The organism is Clostridium senegalense JC122 (assembly GCF_000285575.1).
GTDB classification, from domain to species: Bacteria; Bacillota; Clostridia; order Clostridiales; family Clostridiaceae; genus Clostridium_J; species Clostridium_J senegalense.
Genome location: NZ_HE611052.1, coordinates 423,649 through 441,320 on the forward strand (window position 1 = coordinate 423,649; position 17,672 = coordinate 441,320).

At 27.0% G+C, this 17,672-nt stretch carries 17 protein-coding genes, 1 pseudogene and 2 riboswitches; of the genes and pseudogenes, 7 read left to right on the forward strand and 11 right to left on the reverse strand.

The window, feature by feature from the left end:
• From CSGHG_RS13825 to CSGHG_RS13875, 11 genes and pseudogenes are all read right to left on the reverse strand, one after another.
• On the reverse strand, nt 1-1,326 hold the full coding sequence (locus CSGHG_RS13825; protein WP_010296463.1) for a cobyrinate a,c-diamide synthase: 1,326 nt from the start codon (nt 1,324-1,326) through the stop codon (nt 1-3).
• Between the two features lie 13 nt (nt 1,327-1,339).
• On the reverse strand, nt 1,340-2,308 hold the full coding sequence (hemB, locus tag CSGHG_RS13830) for a porphobilinogen synthase (RefSeq protein WP_010296464.1): 969 nt from the start codon (nt 2,306-2,308) through the stop codon (nt 1,340-1,342).
• A gap of 67 nt (nt 2,309-2,375) precedes the next feature.
• Entirely contained in the window at nt 2,376-3,842 is a 1,467-nt protein-coding gene (gene cobA, locus CSGHG_RS13835; RefSeq protein WP_010296467.1) for a uroporphyrinogen-III C-methyltransferase, read from the reverse strand.
• Between the two features lie 32 nt (nt 3,843-3,874).
• Nucleotides 3,875-4,750, reverse strand: a complete 876-nt coding sequence (gene hemC / locus CSGHG_RS13840) for a hydroxymethylbilane synthase (protein ID WP_147582246.1) — start codon at nt 4,748-4,750, stop codon at nt 3,875-3,877.
• A complete protein-coding gene (locus CSGHG_RS13845) occupies nt 4,719-5,360 on the reverse strand; it encodes an NAD(P)-dependent oxidoreductase (RefSeq protein ID WP_010296471.1) in 642 nt (213 codons plus the stop codon). The genes hemC and CSGHG_RS13845 overlap by 32 nt, the downstream gene beginning before the upstream one ends.
• 25 nt (nt 5,361-5,385) lie before the next feature.
• Nucleotides 5,386-6,470, reverse strand: a pseudogene (locus CSGHG_RS20890) (pyridoxal phosphate-dependent aminotransferase).
• Between the two features lie 43 nt (nt 6,471-6,513).
• Nucleotides 6,514-7,485 (reverse strand): adenosylcobinamide-phosphate synthase CbiB, encoded by a 972-nt coding sequence (cbiB, locus tag CSGHG_RS13855; RefSeq protein WP_010296474.1) that lies wholly within the window; start codon nt 7,483-7,485, stop codon nt 6,514-6,516.
• A 248-nt stretch (nt 7,486-7,733) separates the two neighbouring features.
• On the reverse strand, nt 7,734-9,236 hold the full coding sequence (locus tag CSGHG_RS13860) for a cobyric acid synthase (RefSeq protein WP_010296475.1): 1,503 nt from the start codon (nt 9,234-9,236) through the stop codon (nt 7,734-7,736).
• A gap of 213 nt (nt 9,237-9,449) precedes the next feature.
• Nucleotides 9,450-9,634, reverse strand: a riboswitch (cobalamin riboswitch).
• A 403-nt stretch (nt 9,635-10,037) separates the two neighbouring features.
• A complete protein-coding gene (gene yfcE / locus CSGHG_RS13865; RefSeq protein ID WP_010296478.1) occupies nt 10,038-10,583 on the reverse strand; it encodes a phosphodiesterase in 546 nt (181 codons plus the stop codon).
• A 105-nt stretch (nt 10,584-10,688) separates the two neighbouring features.
• Nucleotides 10,689-11,201: a GNAT family N-acetyltransferase gene (locus CSGHG_RS20895; protein ID WP_010296479.1), complete on the reverse strand. Its 513-nt coding sequence runs from the start codon at nt 11,199-11,201 to the stop codon at nt 10,689-10,691.
• A gap of 247 nt (nt 11,202-11,448) precedes the next feature.
• Complete coding sequence (locus tag CSGHG_RS13875) at nt 11,449-12,456, reverse strand: hypothetical protein (protein WP_010296480.1); 1,008 nt, start codon at nt 12,454-12,456, stop codon at nt 11,449-11,451.
• 243 nt (nt 12,457-12,699) lie between these two features.
• Nucleotides 12,700-12,874, forward strand: a riboswitch (cobalamin riboswitch).
• Nucleotides 12,875-13,135: 261 nt separating this feature from the next.
• Here CSGHG_RS13875 and CSGHG_RS24705 point away from each other — a divergent pair.
• The 7 genes from CSGHG_RS24705 (at nt 13,136) to CSGHG_RS13900 (ending at nt 17,644) form a co-directional block, all read left to right on the forward strand.
• Nucleotides 13,136-13,342, forward strand: a complete 207-nt coding sequence (locus tag CSGHG_RS24705) for a hypothetical protein (protein WP_010296481.1) — start codon at nt 13,136-13,138, stop codon at nt 13,340-13,342.
• Between the two features lie 23 nt (nt 13,343-13,365).
• Nucleotides 13,366-14,100 (forward strand): glutamyl-tRNA reductase, encoded by a 735-nt coding sequence (locus CSGHG_RS24710; protein ID WP_010296482.1) that lies wholly within the window; start codon nt 13,366-13,368, stop codon nt 14,098-14,100.
• Nucleotides 14,101-14,224: 124 nt separating this feature from the next.
• Entirely contained in the window at nt 14,225-14,356 is a 132-nt protein-coding gene (locus tag CSGHG_RS24715) for a hypothetical protein (RefSeq protein ID WP_010296483.1), read from the forward strand.
• A gap of 36 nt (nt 14,357-14,392) precedes the next feature.
• Nucleotides 14,393-15,676 carry a glutamate-1-semialdehyde 2,1-aminomutase gene (hemL, locus tag CSGHG_RS13885; RefSeq protein WP_010296484.1) on the forward strand — a complete coding sequence of 428 codons (1,284 nt, stop codon included), beginning with the start codon at nt 14,393-14,395 and terminating at the stop codon, nt 15,674-15,676.
• Between the two features lie 288 nt (nt 15,677-15,964).
• Nucleotides 15,965-16,684 (forward strand): energy-coupling factor ABC transporter permease, encoded by a 720-nt coding sequence (locus tag CSGHG_RS13890; RefSeq protein WP_010296485.1) that lies wholly within the window; start codon nt 15,965-15,967, stop codon nt 16,682-16,684.
• 1 nt (nt 16,685) lies between these two features.
• Entirely contained in the window at nt 16,686-16,967 is a 282-nt protein-coding gene (locus CSGHG_RS13895; protein WP_010296487.1) for an energy-coupling factor ABC transporter substrate-binding protein, read from the forward strand.
• A 38-nt stretch (nt 16,968-17,005) separates the two neighbouring features.
• The gene (locus tag CSGHG_RS13900) at nt 17,006-17,644 is read left to right on the forward strand and encodes a CbiQ family ECF transporter T component (RefSeq protein ID WP_207635866.1); all 639 of its coding nucleotides are present in this window, start codon (nt 17,006-17,008) and stop codon (nt 17,642-17,644) included.
• The last annotated feature ends 28 nt before the right edge of the window (nt 17,645-17,672 follow it).

Sequence of the window (17,672 nt, forward strand, 5' to 3'; positions counted from 1 at the left end):
TTAATTATCATTTTCCATTAAAAAATTCAAAAAATCCATATTAGAAAAGAAATGTGTATGACAGTAACCTGCTAAAGTATTCTTTTTTAAATATCCACAAGTCCATTTTTTTATTTTTCCATCAAATCCACTTTTGGTAACATTATAAACTGTTTTTTCATTTAAACTAACTTTTGATTTATGAAACTCATGTCCGTTTATAGATTTTTTCAAGCCATCTATTTCATTGGTACAATATCCAAAATTTTGAAGTCTTGTTGTCATTTCAGTTTTTCCTTTAAAGAAACCAACCATTTCATAGTAATTCCCATTTAAATCTTCTATTCCTTCAGTAAGATACATAAGTCCTCCACATTCTGCATAACATTTTAAACCCTTTTCTAATGCATCTTTTATAGAATCTCTCATAGTAATATTGTCACAAAGTTCTTTTCCAAAAACTTCAGGATACCCTCCACCTATATATAAAAAGTCTATATTTTGTGGTAATCGCTTATCCTTCAATGGACTAAAATATATTATGTTTCCACACTCCTGTAGTAGCTCTAGATTCTCTCTATAATAAAAACTAAAGGCTTCATCTTTTGCTACTGCTATGTTAAAGTTCCTATTTTTCACATGATATTTATCATCATATGTATCACACTGCTTTAAATCAGCCATAAGACTATTTATATTTATATTTTCTAATATATGGTTACTACACTTATCAATTTTATAATCTATATCATCAGTTTCGCTACATTGAACTAAACCTAAATGTCTAGATTCTAATGTTAACTCTTTATCCTTCGGAATATATCCATAAACTTTTATTTTACAATGGGTTTCTATTATGGTTTTTAAAAGATTATAATACCCTGGTGATATATTATTTAAAATTACACCTTTTATATTAGTATTTTTGATAAACTCATCTTTATAATTTAAAATACCTTGTATTTCTGCTGCTAAAGTAGCACTTTGAGCTTTTGGACTTAAAATTAAAATTATCGGTAAGTCTAAAACTTTAGCTACGTGCGCTGTTGAAAACTCACTGTTTATTCCTTTACCATCATAAAGACCCATAACTCCTTCAACTATAGCAACATCTCCAGTACCTCTAGAAAAAGAAGCTTTTACACCTTCTTCACCCATTAAAAATAAATCTAAATTTCTACTTGGTTTTTTCGTTATGTGCTTGTGAAAAGCTGAATCAATATAATCTGGTCCCACTTTGTATCCTTGAACATCATAACCTTTTTTCATTAGTGCTTTCATTATTCCAAGTGTAGTAGTGGTTTTTCCACCACCACTACAATTAGAAGCTAATACTATACCTTTCATAAAATCACGCTCACTAATTTTCATTTAGCCATTGAGAAGCTTGAATTGCATAATATGTTATTATCAGTTTTGCACCTGCTCTTTTTATAGAAGTTAACATTTCAAGGGCTGATGCTCTTTCATCTAATAATCCATTTTCACTTGCACATTTTATCATTGCATATTCACCACTTACATTGTATGCAGCTATTGGAATGTTAAAAGTATCGTATGCTGCCTTTACTACATCTAAATAAATCATCGCTGGTTTAACCATTATAATATCAGCACCTTCTATTATATCTGCTTCTATTTCTCTTAATGCTTCACGACCATTTGCTGGATCCATTTGATAAGTTTTTCTATCACCAAATTGTGGTGATGAATTAGCTGCTGCTCTAAATGGGCCATACATTGCTGAACAATATTTAGCACTATATGCCATTATTGAAACATAATCAAATCCATTAGCATCTAAAATATCTCTTATAGCACCAATTCTTCCATCCATCATATCAGAAGGTGCTACCATATCAGCTCCTGCTTTTGCATGAGATAAAGCTATTTTAGAAATAATTTCTACTGATTTATCATTAACTACTCTTTCACCTTCTATAATTCCACAATGTCCATGGCTTGTATATTGGCACATGCATACATCGGTAATTACAAATAAATTTTTATCTAATTCTTTTATTTTTCTAACTGCTCTTTGAACAATTCCATTTTCCTCAAAAGCAGAAGTTCCAACTTCATCTTTATGATCTGGAATTCCAAAAACTATAACACCTCTTACTTTTGCTTTTTTAACTTCTTCAATTATTTCTGGTAATCTATCTAAAGACCAATGATAATTTCCTTTTAATGATGAAATTTCTTCTTTTATATTTTCACCTTCAACTGCAAATATAGGGAATATGAAATCATTTGTATTTAAGATAGTTTCTCTAACCATTGATCTTATTGCATCATTTTCTCTTAATCTTCTTAACCCTGTTAACATTTAAACCACTCCTTATGCTTTTATATAATATACTTTCTTCTTGTTAAACTTATAATATTTTTAAATCTTATTTTTTATATATTTCTATAAGTTTATCTATCATTCCATCATTACTACTTTTGTCACAAACAATATGTTCTATATTGTTTTTATTAAGTTCTATTGAAGTTATAGGTCCTATAGATAATACAGTCTTATTTTTTATTTCCTCAATACTTACAAGTTCTATCATATTAATTACGGTACTAGGACTTGTAAATACTACAACATCACAGTCTTTAAATCTATTCAGTCCAACGGCATCTCCAAGTTCTGGTTCATATATATGACACTCATCTACTATACATCCTTTACTTTCTAATGCTTCTACTAAAAATGTTCTTGCTTTTTTAGATCTTGGAAGAAGTATTTTATCATTTTCTTTTATAAACTCCTTCATATGTTCAAAAAGATTTTCTGCAACATATTCTTTAGCACACAAAATTGGAACTACTCCAAATTTTCTTATAGCTTTATCACTAGCTGGTCCAATAGTTATAAATTTTGCTTTTATATTTCTTATATCTAATTCTTTTTCTATTAGATAATTAAAGAAAATATTCGCTGCATTTGCACTTGTTATTACTATGTAATCATAGTGACTTAATTTTTCTATGTATGGATTTAATTTTTCACTAGTTGGTTTAATTTTTATTGAATTTATTTCTGTTACTTCTCCACCTAAATCAACAAGTCTTTCTCGTATTTCTCTACTTTGCTCTTTAGTTCTTGTTATACAAATATTCTTTCCGAATAGTGGTTTTTTTTCAAACCAATTAAGCTGATTATGAAACTTAACAACATCCCCAACAACAATTATACTTGGATTTGCAAGACCATTTTTTAAAGCCCTCTCTTTTATATTTTCTAATGTTCCTACTGCTTTCTTTTGTTTTGATGTTGTCCCCCTCATAACTACAGCACATGGAGTGTTTTTATCCATTCCATTTTCAATTAAGTTATTAGTAATCAAACTTAATTTTTCAAATCCCATCATAAATATCAATGTACCTTTTAACCTAGATATAACAGGAAAATCTAAATCCATATTATCTTTACTTTTTGCAGTAAATATATGAAATCCTCTAGCAACCCCTCTATGAGTAACAGGAATCCCACCATAGTTTAAAACAGATATTGGTGATGTTACACCAGGAACTACTTCAAATTCTATATCTTCTTCTAAAAGTCTAAGTGCTTCTTCTCCACCACGGCCAAATATATATGGATCTCCACCTTTTACTCTTCCTACTGTATGACCTTGTTTAGCCAGTGATACTATCATATCATTTATCTCTTCTTGTGTTTTATAGTGACATCCAGGCTCTTTTCCACAATAATAAATTTCTGCATCACTATTTACATACTTCAAAAAGCTTTCCCCACAAAGTCTATCATACATTATTGCACTACAATTTTTCAAAACATTTACAGCTCTTAATGTTATAAGTTCTTCATGTCCAGGCCCTGCACCAATTAAATATACTTTACTCATTGTTTCTCCTCCTATTATTAAGATAGGACTTTCTATCTGTCTTCTAAAATTAATTTTGCTAGTTCTTCACCAAGTTTTATATTATCTTCTATATTGCCTTCTACTTCTTTTTTTACTAATTTTTCATTAACCTCATATACACCTATGACTTTTAATTTGCTATCATAAATTTTTGCATATGCACCTATTGTTGAATGACAATCTCCTTTTAGTGCTTTCATAAAGCTTCTTTCTGCATCAACACAAATTCTTACGTTCTCATCATTTAAAGAAGTAAATACTTCTTTATTATCTAAATTCTTAGCTATCTCTATAGCTAAAGCTCCTTGTGCTACAGCTGGGACCATATCATTTGGATCAAAATAATCTGTTATTATATTTTCCATTCCTAATCTTTTAAGTCCTGCAGCTGCTAATATAATACCGTCCAAATTTTCTTTTTCTATTTTTTCTATTCTTGTTTGAACATTTCCCCTTATAGGAACTATATCAATATCTGGTCTTAATATCTTTAATTGAGTTGCCCTTCTTTTGCTACTAGTTCCAACTCTAGCTCCTGTTTTTAAATCTTTAAATTTAACACCTTTTAAAGACACAAAAGCATCTCTAACATCTTCACGACATGGTGTAGCTGCTATTTCAAACCCTTCTGGTAATTCATAAGGCATGTCCTTCATGCTATGTACTGCTGCATCTGCAAGTCTTTCAATCATTAAAACTTCTAGTTCTTTTATAAATAAACCCTTTCCCCCTATTTTATCTAAAGTTACATCTAATCTTCTGTCACCTAAAGTATCAGTTAGCACTTTTTCACTTTTTATCCCATGTTTTTTTTCTAAAAGCTCCATTACATACTCTGTTTGCACCTGTGCCAATTTACTTTTTCTTGTTGCTAATTTCAAGGTTATTACCTCCATAAAATAAATTTAAAATTTCTTCTCCATATCCTTTATTGAAAAAATATAAAAAGTCCTTTGAAGCTATAAAATTCATAACTTCCTTTTTCTTGTCTATATTTTTTATAGAATTTCTCACTTTTACAGTAAATTCTATATAATTGTCATACTCCGTCAAATTTTCTTTTAATACATTTTTCATAAATAAAGTTGTTTTAGGACTTTTTCCTTTAGTTTGAAGGGCAAAAGTCATGTTTTCTGTTTCACCTATAACTGGCATCGTACAAAGACTTTTACTAACTTCTGTAGTATCTATATAAAACTTAAAGTTATTTTCACAATCATTTCTTATTTTGTCATTTAACTTTTTATCACCAGTAGCTATAACTACTATATGAGCCTTATTTATTAACTCATCATTATATTGTTCATAGCTTAGTTCAAATCTTTCTTTGCTATTGTAATTTATAATATCTTGACAAAACTCTCTAGATACTACTTTTACACTAGCACCTTTCTCTGTAAAAGATTTCAGTTTTATAAAACCTGCCTTACCTCCACCTATTATTAATACCTTTAAGTTATTTGTTTTAAGTGACAAATATGCTACATTACCTTTCAACAACATCACCTTATTTTTTTGTAATTTATAAACTATTCATAGCTTCCAATAGCCTTAAATTTAATTCTCTATCTTTTATTGCAACTCTCACAAATTCTTCATTTAAGCCTTTATAATTATCACATTTTCTAATTATTATTCCTTTTTCTTTTAATTTTTCATAAAATTTATGACAATTTATATCTTTTAATTTAAGCAATATGTAGTTTCCATAAGTATTATACACCGTATTTACAAATTTTGCTTTATCTAGTTCTTCTAACATTAACTGTCTTTCTACTTTTATCCAATTTATAGATTCTAATATATATTTTTCATCTTTTAAACCATATTTAACTGCTACTTCAGCAAAACAGTTTATATTCCATGGATTTTGCATAAGGTTAAAGTAATCTATGATTCTTTCATTTGTAGTCAATGCGAAACCAAATCTCACTCCTGGTAGACCATAAAATTTTGTTATAGCACGTATAATTACTAAACATTTATACTTATTAATTAAATCTACAAAACTTAAATTTAAATTTAATGTAAATTCAATAAATGCCTCATCTATTAAAATTATTTTATTATTTAATTCACAGTAATTTAAAATAGTCTTAAATTTTTCTTTATCAATTACGCATCCATTAGGATTATTCGGATTACCTATTATTAATCCCTCACTACCTTTTACCTTATTTAATATATCATCATAATCATATGTAAAATCTTCTTTTAAATATGAATATTTTATATCTAAACCGTGTTTTGTTGCATTATCTTCATATTCAACAAATGATGGAACTACTATTGTTATAGATTTTAAAGCTCCTATAGCTAAATCTAAAATTTCTGATGCTCCATTTCCTAATAATACATTATCATGTATAACTTTAATTTCTCTTTTTTCCATACCAAAATACTCATATGATTCATTCACATAATCTATTAGGTTGTCTTTTAAAATTCTATATTTTATATCTGGATATACATTAAGCATATCTACTGCTTCATTAATATTGTTTACAATTGAATTTGGAACCCCTAAAGGATTTATATTAGAACTAAAATCTATTAATTTTTTCCCTTTAATATTCCATCACTATATATGTCTCCTCCATGTTTCAAAAGTAACACCTCACCTTTGCCAATTTATCATTAGTTTGTTAAATTAAAATTCTATAATTACTAAAGCTAAAATCATTATTAAAACAAATAAAATCTCACTTGTATACATAAGTTTAACTGATTTTTTTATATGTTTATAATCTAACTTTGTTATATCATCACCGATAGTCGGTTTATACGTGACTTGCCCAAAATACACATTTGTTCCACCTAATTGAACTTTTAAAGCTCCTGCTGTAGCAGCTTCTGGATATGCACAATTGGGACTTTTATGATTTTTTCTATCTCTTATCATTATTTTGAAACTTTCTGTTATACTTCCATTTACTACAAAAGCAGATAAACACATAAGTATGCCTGTTATTCTAGCCGGAATATAATTAAATATATCATCTACATTAGCAGGGAAAAAACCTATATTTTTATATTTTTCATTTAAATATCCTACCATAGAATCCATTGTATTTACGCCTTTATACATCATTGCAAGCGGCGCCCCTCCAATAAGTGCATAAAATATAGGTGCTATTATTCCATCAGATGCATTTTCAGCAACAGTTTCTACATCTGCTCTTATTATCTCATGGGACAATAGTTCCTTTGTATCTCTACCAACTATGTAAGAAAGTTTTAACCTTGCATCTTCTATGTCCTCTTTTTTTAATGAATTATATACTTCCATTGCTGCATTATCTAAGCTTTTAGCTGCAATAGTTGTCCAGATTATTATTACATTTAATATGTGAAAAACAACTTTATTTATAAGTGCAAATCTTAATAATATGTATGGTATACAGTAAGTCAACATACAAACTATAACTACCATTAATGCTCCTGCTCTTTTTAATTTATAATTATTTTCAAATTTACTTCTAAGTTTCTTTTCAATAATGCTTATAAGTTTTCCTATATAAATTATTGGGTGTGGAATCCAATTTGGATCTCCTAATATAAAATCTATAATCATAGCTATAAATATATATATAATATTTTGTTTCAAATCAAAATTAAACATATTTTCACCTCCCTATAAAAATAATTTAATATAATTCTCTTAGGTTAATTAAGAATTAAGATTAACCCTTACAACTCATTTTTTGATGATTCTAAATGTTTTGTTTAATATCCATTAATATATTTAAAATTCATAACATACAAGTAATAATTTCTTAATTCTTAATTCCTAAGTACTGATTATTTTAATTTAAGAATACGTTTAAATAGCATATTCTTTAAGAGCAGTTTAAAATGAGTAATCAGTTGCTACTTTTTCAAACCAACTATTTCGTATACTTTATCCATATCTAAAGAACTTCTTACTAAATCAGCTAGTCTATCAAGCTCTTTTTCTCTAAGATTTTCATATGGTTGTGCTTTTTTGTATTCTATACCTTTTTTACTTCTTAATTCATTAATTATAACTTCTCTAAAATCTATATTATCAAATACTCCATGAAGATAAGTTCCTATTACAGTTCTTTCTTTATTAATAACCCCATCAATATGATCACACTTGTTACCATTTTCTTTTGTTATTCTAAATAATGGATCTGCATTTTCCCCTAATTCTGATACTCCCATATGAATTTCATATCCATAAACATTTATATCTTCTTTTGTTGTATTAAATAAATCTTTATTGATTACAGTTCCTTCTACCCTAGTAGTTACTTTCTTATTTTCAAAAACTGTTTCAATATCTAAAAGGCCTAATCCTTCTGTTTCTAAATTATTACTTTCAACTCTATATGGATCTTTTATTTTTTTGCCTAGCATTTGGTATCCACCACATATACCTATAACATTTCCTTCTTTACTATATTCTTTTATTTTGTCAAATAATCCGCTTGCTTTTAGCACATTTAAATCCTCTATGGTATTTTTTGTACCTGGTATAATTAACAAATCAGGATTTTTAAATTCTTCTAAAGATGTTATATATCTAACGGAAACATCTTCTTCAATTTTAAGTGCATCTAAATCAGTAAAATTAGATACTCTTGGAAGTTTTATAACTGCTATATCTATTTTATCTGTAATATTTTTATTTAATTCTACTGCACCATCTTCATCTTCTAAAGCTAATGTAAAATGTGGAACAACTCCCAAACATTGTTTTTTAGATATATCTTCAAGCATATCTATTCCTGGTTTCAATATATCTACGTCACCTCTAAATTTATTAATTACAGTTCCTTTAACTCTTTCTTCTTCATTATCTTCTAAAAGCATTAATGTTCCTACTAAAGATGCAAACACTCCACCTTTATCAATATCTCCAACTAATATTACAGGAGCATCTACAAGCTCTGCCATCCCCATATTAACTATATCTCTGTCTCTTAAGTTAATCTCTGCTGGACTTCCTGCACCTTCCATAACAATTATGTCAAACTTTTTTTCTAATTCATCAAATTGATCTTTTAACATATCTCTAAATTTCAATTTAAGATTATGATATTCCATAGCAGAGCTATTTCCATAAACTTCGCCATTAACAATTATTTGACATTTTTGATCACTAGTTGGTTTTAACAAAATAGGATTCATATATGCTTCTGGTTCTAATCCTGATGCATACGCTTGAAGTACTTGTGCTCTCCCCATTTCTTTTCCATCTAATGTTATGTACGAGTTTAAAGACATATTCTGTGCCTTGTAAGGACATACCTTATACCCATCTTGAGTAAATATCCTACAAAGTGCTGTAACTAAAATACTTTTCCCAACAGAAGACGCAGTTCCTTGTACCATTATTTTTGCCATCTTAAAACACCCTTTCCAACTACAATTATTTCTAAAATCAAAATATAATATATAGTTCCAATTAATTGAAAAAACTATAATTTATAATTTAAATTTCATATTGAATTTTCTTAAAAATCACAAAATAAAAATAGATGCACCTGAAAGGGTGCATCTATTTGTTATAAATAAACTATTTGAAATTTAAACAAAATAAATAGTCCTTTCCCTCCGAAAGCTTTTTAAAATTAGGCAGGTCTCCTGGCTCATGAATCATCCTTCTCTTTGCCTTCCCCTCTTATTTTTAAAAAAGTGGCAATTTTAAAGAGTTGTCATCAATTACAGTAGCGGGGGCTGCTGTGGAATTTAACCACATTCCCTTTTCACTTATTCTAAGCACCTAACTTGTTCTATATTCTTTTTAAATTAAATTACCTGTAAATTTTTCATCAGTTATTTTCGACTTATTTCAATTATGATTATAAAATTAAACAAACTCCATGTCAAGTTTTATCAAAAATTAATGAACTTTGGTATATTTCATTAATTTTAGAAATATATCAACATTCAATATATCAACAATCAAATTATTAACGATTTTAAATATGAGCTATAAAATTAACTTCTTAATTTATGCATTTAAATTTAAATATAAAAAAAGTTATATAATATTAAAATTTGACTTTAATTTAAGAATATATTATGGAGTAAATCTTTATACAGTTTACAAATAAGTTATAATTTAATTAAATAATTGAATTTAAAAAGTTGTTTTTAAAAAGAAAGTAATCCATTTAAAAACAACTTTATCATTATAATTATTTATATAATTTTTAGTTCTTTTATTATATTTCCATCTAATTTTTTTATATAAAAAATACCTTTATCTAAAATTCCATAACTATTAGGACTATTTTTTTTAGGATATGTTATTGAACCTGGATTCAATATATATATACCATTTTCTTTTTTGGCTACCGGTACATGTGTATGTCCATATACCAACACATCACCATCACATATATTAGGATGTTTTTCTTCATCATAAATATGTCCATGGGTTAGAAAAAACCTTTTATCACCATATAAAATGGTACTATAATCCATCATGCATGGATATTCAAGCAACATTTGATCCACATCTGCATCACAATTTCCTCTTACACCTATTATTCTGTTGTTATAATTATTAAGTAGCTTTGCAACTTCTTTAGGATTGTATTCCTCTGGCAATGGATTTCTTGGTCCGTGGTATAAAACATCTCCTAATATTATTATATAATCAGCATTTTCTTTTATAAAAGCATCAATTGCTAATTTACAATATTTAAGAGATCCATGAATATCAGATATAAAAAATAACTTCATAAATATTTTGTTTAGCACCCTAGTTATAATTATAAAACTATATCAACTAAACAAAACACCTCACTTTCTTTAGTTTATTACTTCTTTATTATAATAGTTATTACTTTATTGCTCTACCATTTTATTAAAATTTTCTTTTGTCATTCTAAATAATACTTCTTTACCTTTTTCTTCAAGAACTTCAAATTTCCAAGTTTTAAGAGCTTCTATTCCATTTTCATTAGCAACAGTGTCAAAAATAACCTCACCACCATAGCTATTAAAATAATATTCTAATAATAGCATAACTGCTTCATTCCCATAATTATTACCTCTATATTTATTTTCAACTTTAACATTTAAATCAGCGGTTTTAGTGTTTCTGTCATATCCGTGAAAACTCACTTCCCCAACTGGTGTGTTTTCCATATTATATATTAAACAATAAAAATTCTTGCCATTTCCAGGGTCAACCATTCTTTTATACCAATTCTCCCATTTATATTCACTATAATGAATTGCGCCTCCTACATCTCTCATTGTATCTTCATCACTCCAAAGTTTTTTTATATAATCAATTTCTTCAAAGTCAGGCTTTCTTATATAAACTAAATTACCTCTTTTTATAAATTTATCCATAAGAATGTCCCCCTTAATTATTTTTTTAAGATGATATATTAATACTATATATAAATAACTTTTCTTATAAATGAATGTATTTTCTATATATCACCAAAAACCTATGATATTAACTAATATCATTCTTTTATATATTATAACTTATTTATATATTATCAAACTTTTCATTTTAACGCTAATATTTTAAATATTTTTAATTTTAAATATAAAACAAAAAAATTTAAAGGGCTTTCGCCCTTTAAAAAAATTACTGTTTCATTTCATTTTCTTTTATAAAATCATCTAAACTTTTTTCTTCTTTATCTTTTATAAGCAAAGCAATAGTTTCCTTCATCACTTTGTCTTTGTCTTTCTCTTCTTCTGTGTTTTCATTATCAATTGGTAATTTTTCTATATATAATTCATATTCCCATATGTTAGGATTTTTTTCATCTTTTTCTGTAACTTTATAAAAATCTTTTTCCTTATACTTAACTTCTTCTATGATTATACTTTTTTCATCTTTAATCCAATTTAATTTATTTATTTTTTCTAAAGATCCACTAATCTCTTTTCTATTTTTTAAATACTCAATTTTATTTTTTTCAATATTTTCTTTTTCCTTTAATAAATCAGAATCATCTTTATTTAGTAAAAAACCTTTTTCTAGTTCAACTAAAGCATTTTCTATATCACCTAAAGCTAATAATTCATTACATTTCTTTAATGACCATTCTTTAGATTTAGCACTCATTTTTTCAGCCATAGTTTGAGCTTCATTATACTGTTTATAATTTGAAGTTACTTTTTCAAACTCTTCTTTTGCTTTTACAAAGTCTTTTTTATCATAAGCTTCTAATCCATTTTTATAATGATTATAATCCTCCACATAAGATTGCATTTTAGTATACTCTTCTTTGACTTTTTCTGACTTTTCAGAATAAAACTCAAAATAGCTTAACTCTTTACTAGCATCATCAATATGACTATTTTCAATAGAATCATTTTCTAAATTATATTTGAATGCATCTAATTGGTCTAATATGTATACATCAACTTTCTCCTTATGAGATTGTTTTTTTATATCAATATAAATACCATGTGCACTTTCTTCATTTCTTTCTGTAAAATATTTCTTAAAATCGTTAAAATTCTTTATAAATTCCTTCTCATTATAGTAGATTTGTCCCATAAATATAATTGCAATAATTAATAATATTGTTAAAGCAATAGACGTTTTTGATTGCTTCTTTAGCTTTTCCTTTAAAAAATCCATATATATCCTCCTAAATTAATACATATATTAACATTTTATATTCTTTTACTATCAAATTAATCCTATATTATTATAATGATATATTATTCAATTGTAAAATTAGCTAATTTTACAATTCATCTTAATAGTCTTTATTTTTTAATTATACATGTTTTTTTCTTGATTTGTCGTAATTTTGTATTTTTTTTAATTATAATCTTTCAAAATTGTTTTTATTGTGTTATAATTTGCTTGTACAATTTTAAATTTAATACTTTTTATGGTACTTTTATAGTTTAATAGGGAAAGTGGTGTAAGCCCACTACAGCCCCCGCTACTGTAACGGAGACGAATTTTAACCACTGAAGCTTTGTGCTTTGGGAAGGTAAAAGGAGATTGACCCGTAAGTCAGGAGACCTGCCGTAAATCTAACCACAAACCTTCGGGCGGAAGGAAAGTGTTGTTTATATAAGATATTTATGTATTTTTTGATTATAAACTCACTTTTGTGAGTTTTTTTATTGCCTATATTTAGGTAAATATATAAAACTTTAGTACGATACAATAAAATCTAATATACTAATATTAAATAATAATTAATATATTTACACATTTACTTTATTTATAAGTATATAATACTAAAGTATTGTTATTTTAAAACTTAAATATTTTGTTCTTGTAATTAGGAGATGGTTTATACATGGTTAGGTTAATAGGGTTAAATAAAGATGTAACTTTAGATGTTCGTAGTAGATTTAGTATTAATTCTTCAGATTTAGAGAGTAACTTATTAAAACTTAAAAGTTTTCTTGATGAAGTTATTATAATCTCTACTTGTAATAGAACAGAAGTATATTTTTCTTCTCAAGAAAGTAATAATGATTTATTAGTTAAAAAAATTTTTTAACTTTAAATTGGGATATTAATGATATGAAATATACTTTTATTTCTACAGGAGAAAATGCTGTAAGACATATCATGGAATTATGTTGTGGATTTCATTCTAAGATATTAGGGGAAGATCAAATATTAGGTCAAGTTAAAGATGGATACTTTAAATCTTTAGAGCTTAATGTTATAAAAGGTCCACTTGAAAGACTATTTATTAATGCCATTGGATGTGGAAAAGAATTTAAAACAGAAACTATGCTTTACAAAATTCCTGTTTCTTCTTCTTCCATTGCAATAAAAGAAGCTATAAATAAGCAAAAACGTATTTTTATGATTATAGGTTTTGGTGATGTAGGTAAATTATGTTTTAAAAACTTACTTGTCAATGATAATAATTTTGATAAGTTATATATAGCTTGTAGGGATATAGAAAAAGTTAAAAATGATGACTTAATTAAAAATTCTAATGATAAAGTTGAGATAATTCATGTAAACGATAAAAATAAATACTTACATAAAATTGACGTACTTATAAGTTGTACTTCGTCAAAGAATTTTATAATTGAAAAAAATGATGTTGAGGACATAGAAAATCTTTTAATTTTTGATTTAGCTGTACCTAGAGATGTTTGTAGTTCTATAGATAATTTACTTAATATAACTGTTTATGACATAGATAAAATTCATACTATAGATGCTGAAAATAAAAAATTAAGAAAAACTTTAATGGAAGAACATTATTACATAGTAAAAAATACATGTATGAGTATTTAGAATGGGTTAAGCTTAGATCCCTATCTCCTCATATTATGAAAATGATAAAAAAAGCAACATAATATATAGCACCAGATTTAAAACATACACTCAAAAAAAATTTACAAAGGATAATGATAAATTAGTGGAAACACTTATCAAAAGTACTAGCAATGCATACGTTAATAGAGCTATTGAAGTTTTAAAAGAAGAAACTTTAAATGGTAAAGGCAAAGAAGCATTATCAATTATTGAAAAGATTTTTTGCGATATTTAATAAACATTGCATATAAAACTTAAGGAGGTTTTATTTATGAATTTAGAAAAAAGTAATCAAATTTTTAAAGAATCAGAAAAGTACATACCTGGCGGTGTAAATAGTCCTGTTAGAGCATTAAAAGATATGGGAATTACCCCTCCAGTAATTAAAAGTGGTAATGGCGCAACAATAACTGATGAAGATGGAAATACATATATTGATTTTATTGGTGCTTGGGGACCTATGATTCTTGGTCATAACGATGAAGATATAGTTAATTCTATAAAAACATGTTGTAGTGAATCTATAGCTTTTGGTGCACCAACTAACTTAGAATTAAAGCTTGCAAAACATCTATGTGAAACACTAGACAATATAGATTTAATAAGAATGGTTAATTCCGGAACAGAAGCTACTATGAGCGCTGTTAAATTAGCACGTGGCTATACTGGGAAAAATAAAATCATAAAATTTGCTGGATGTTACCATGGTCATTTTGATGGATTCCTTGTAAGTGCAGGTTCTGGCGTTATGACTGAAGGTATACCTGGAAGTGCAGGAGTTCCTCAAGAAAGTATAAAAAATACATTAATAGCTAATTACAATAGTATTGAAAGTATAACAGAAATTTTCAAAAAGTATGGACACGATATAGCTGGTGTTATTATAGAACCTGTTGCTGGAAATATGGGTGTCATAAAAGCATCTAATGAGTTTATGAAAAAACTCGAGAGTCTTTGTAAAGAATATGGTGCACTTTTAATATTTGATGAAGTTATGTGTGGATTCAGAGTTGCATATAAAGGTGCCCAAACATTATTTGATGTAACTCCTGATATAGTTTGCTATGCAAAAATAATGGGTGGTGGACTTCCATGTGGTGCTTATGGTGGAAAAAGAGAGATAATGGAAAAACTATCACCGGTAGGTCCTGTTTATCAAGCTGGAACTATGTCTGGGAATCCAGTAGTTATGGCAGCAGGCCTTTCAGCAGTAACAAAACTTTATAATCACCCTGAATACTATACACATCTTGAAAGATTAGGCTCAAAATTAGAAAATGGTATGCTTAAAATTGCAAAAGAGAAAGGTATACCTATGACAATAAATAGATGTGGTGCAATGATGACTATATTCTTTACTGATATAGCTCAGGTAACTAATTATGATGATGCCAAAACTTGTGATACTAAATTATTTTCAAAATTTTATCTTTACTTATTAAAAAACGGAATATACATTGCTCCATCTCAATTTGAAGCTTTATTCTTATCTGTAAAACATACAGATGAGCATATTGATAAATTCTTAGATGTATTTAAAAATTTTGAATTTTAAAAGTAATATTTAACTAATGTTTATTTTTAGTAGGGAACTATTAGGTTATTTTTAACTTAAAGTCCATTCCCTCGTAGTTCCCCTACTTTTTTTATATACATATATTTGTACTCAAAATAACTTGAGAATGATTTTTAATATCATATCTTTAAATAAAATTTGTTCTTTATTGATGAAAATTTAAACTATAATTAATTTTTTTAATTTTTTAAATCAACAAAATCAACTATAAAGGTTTATTATTAAAAATATTATAAAATTTATTATTAAAATATGGAGGGATTTTTTATGAGAAAAAAACATACTTTACTTTTAGCACTATTTTTATGCTTATTTATACCATATACAGCTTCTGCAATGCATATAGCTGAAGGATTTTTAAGTCCTGGTTGGTGCATTACTTATTTTGTACTTTGTATACCTTTTATTATTATAGGTATAAAACAAATTAAAACTAAGACAAGCACTAACAAAGATTTAAAAATGCTTTTAGCTTTAGTTGCAGCTTTTTGCTTTGTTATATCAGCATTAAAATTACCATCTGTTTCAGGTAGTAGTTCACATGCTACAGGAACTGCTTTAGGTGCACTTATTTTTGGGCCATTTGCTATGAGTGTTGTTGGATCTCTAGTTCTTTTATTTCAAGCACTTTTACTTGCTCATGGTGGACTAACAACTCTAGGAGCTAATGTTTTTTCAATGGGTATAGTAGGACCATTTGTTTCATTCTTTATATACAAAATTTTTAAGAATTCAAATAAAAAAGTTGCTATATTTTTAGCCGCATTTTTAGGTGATTTATCAACTTATTTAATAACATCTATACAAATGGCTCTTGCTCATTCTGGCAGCGGAAGTGTAATAGCTGCATTTGGAAAATTCTTTGCAATATTTGCAGTGACTCAAGTTCCACTTGCTATTGTTGAAGGAATATTTACTGTTATAATATTTGAGTTTATTGAAAAACACTCAAAAGAGGAATTACATACATTGGAGGAAATGATATAAGATGAAAAAGAAAAATATTATTATCTTAATAATTTTAAGTGCATTTCTTATAATTGCACCACTAGCTTATTATGGTTCTACAAGTGAATTTGTAGGTGGAGATGATCAAATGGAAGAAGTTATAGCTGAAATTGATGGTGATTATGAACCTTGGTTTAGCCATATCTGGGAACCACCATCTGGAGAAATAGAAACGCTATTATTCTGTTTACAAGCAGCTATAGGAGCAGGTTTTATTGGCTATTATGTAGGTAGAAAGACTCAATGCTCAAAACAATCATAGCTTATTCAAAAATAAGCAAAGAAAGTCATAGGCATCCCTTGGAAAAGTTATGCCTATGCATTTTTCCTATGATTATTCTAGGATTTGTACATAAACCTCTTCCACTTATATTAAACATATTTATTTTTTTAATTCTTCACATAAAAGCTAATAATCCTAAAGACATAGTATTAAAATTCAATATAGGTATATTATCCTTTTCACTATTATCTTCAATAACATTGTTATTTGTTTATAATTTTAATTACATAATTGTAATTATTTTAAAAGGTGTTTCAGGTGGTATGTGCATATCTTATTTAACACTTACAACACCACTTGATCATATACTTTCTTTAGTATCCAAAATAACTCCATTACAAGATATTTGCGATATAGCTAAATCAATGGAGCTTTACATATTATTAATTAACGATGAAGCTTCAAGTATCTACAATGCAATGAGTTGTAGACATGGATTTCATAGCTTTAAAAGTAAAATTAAAAATATGTCTAAACTAGCAGGGCTTTTATTTTTAAATACACTTAAGCGCTGGCCAGAAATTCAAGATGGATTATACAATCGTTGTTATACAGGACGTCATTATTATGCTCAATGTACATCTAAATTATCTTATAAGTTTATGCTTATGATGTTTATGTATAATATCATATTATTGGCTTTATGTTTTATCTAATTTAATATAAATAAAAAAGCAAAACTTA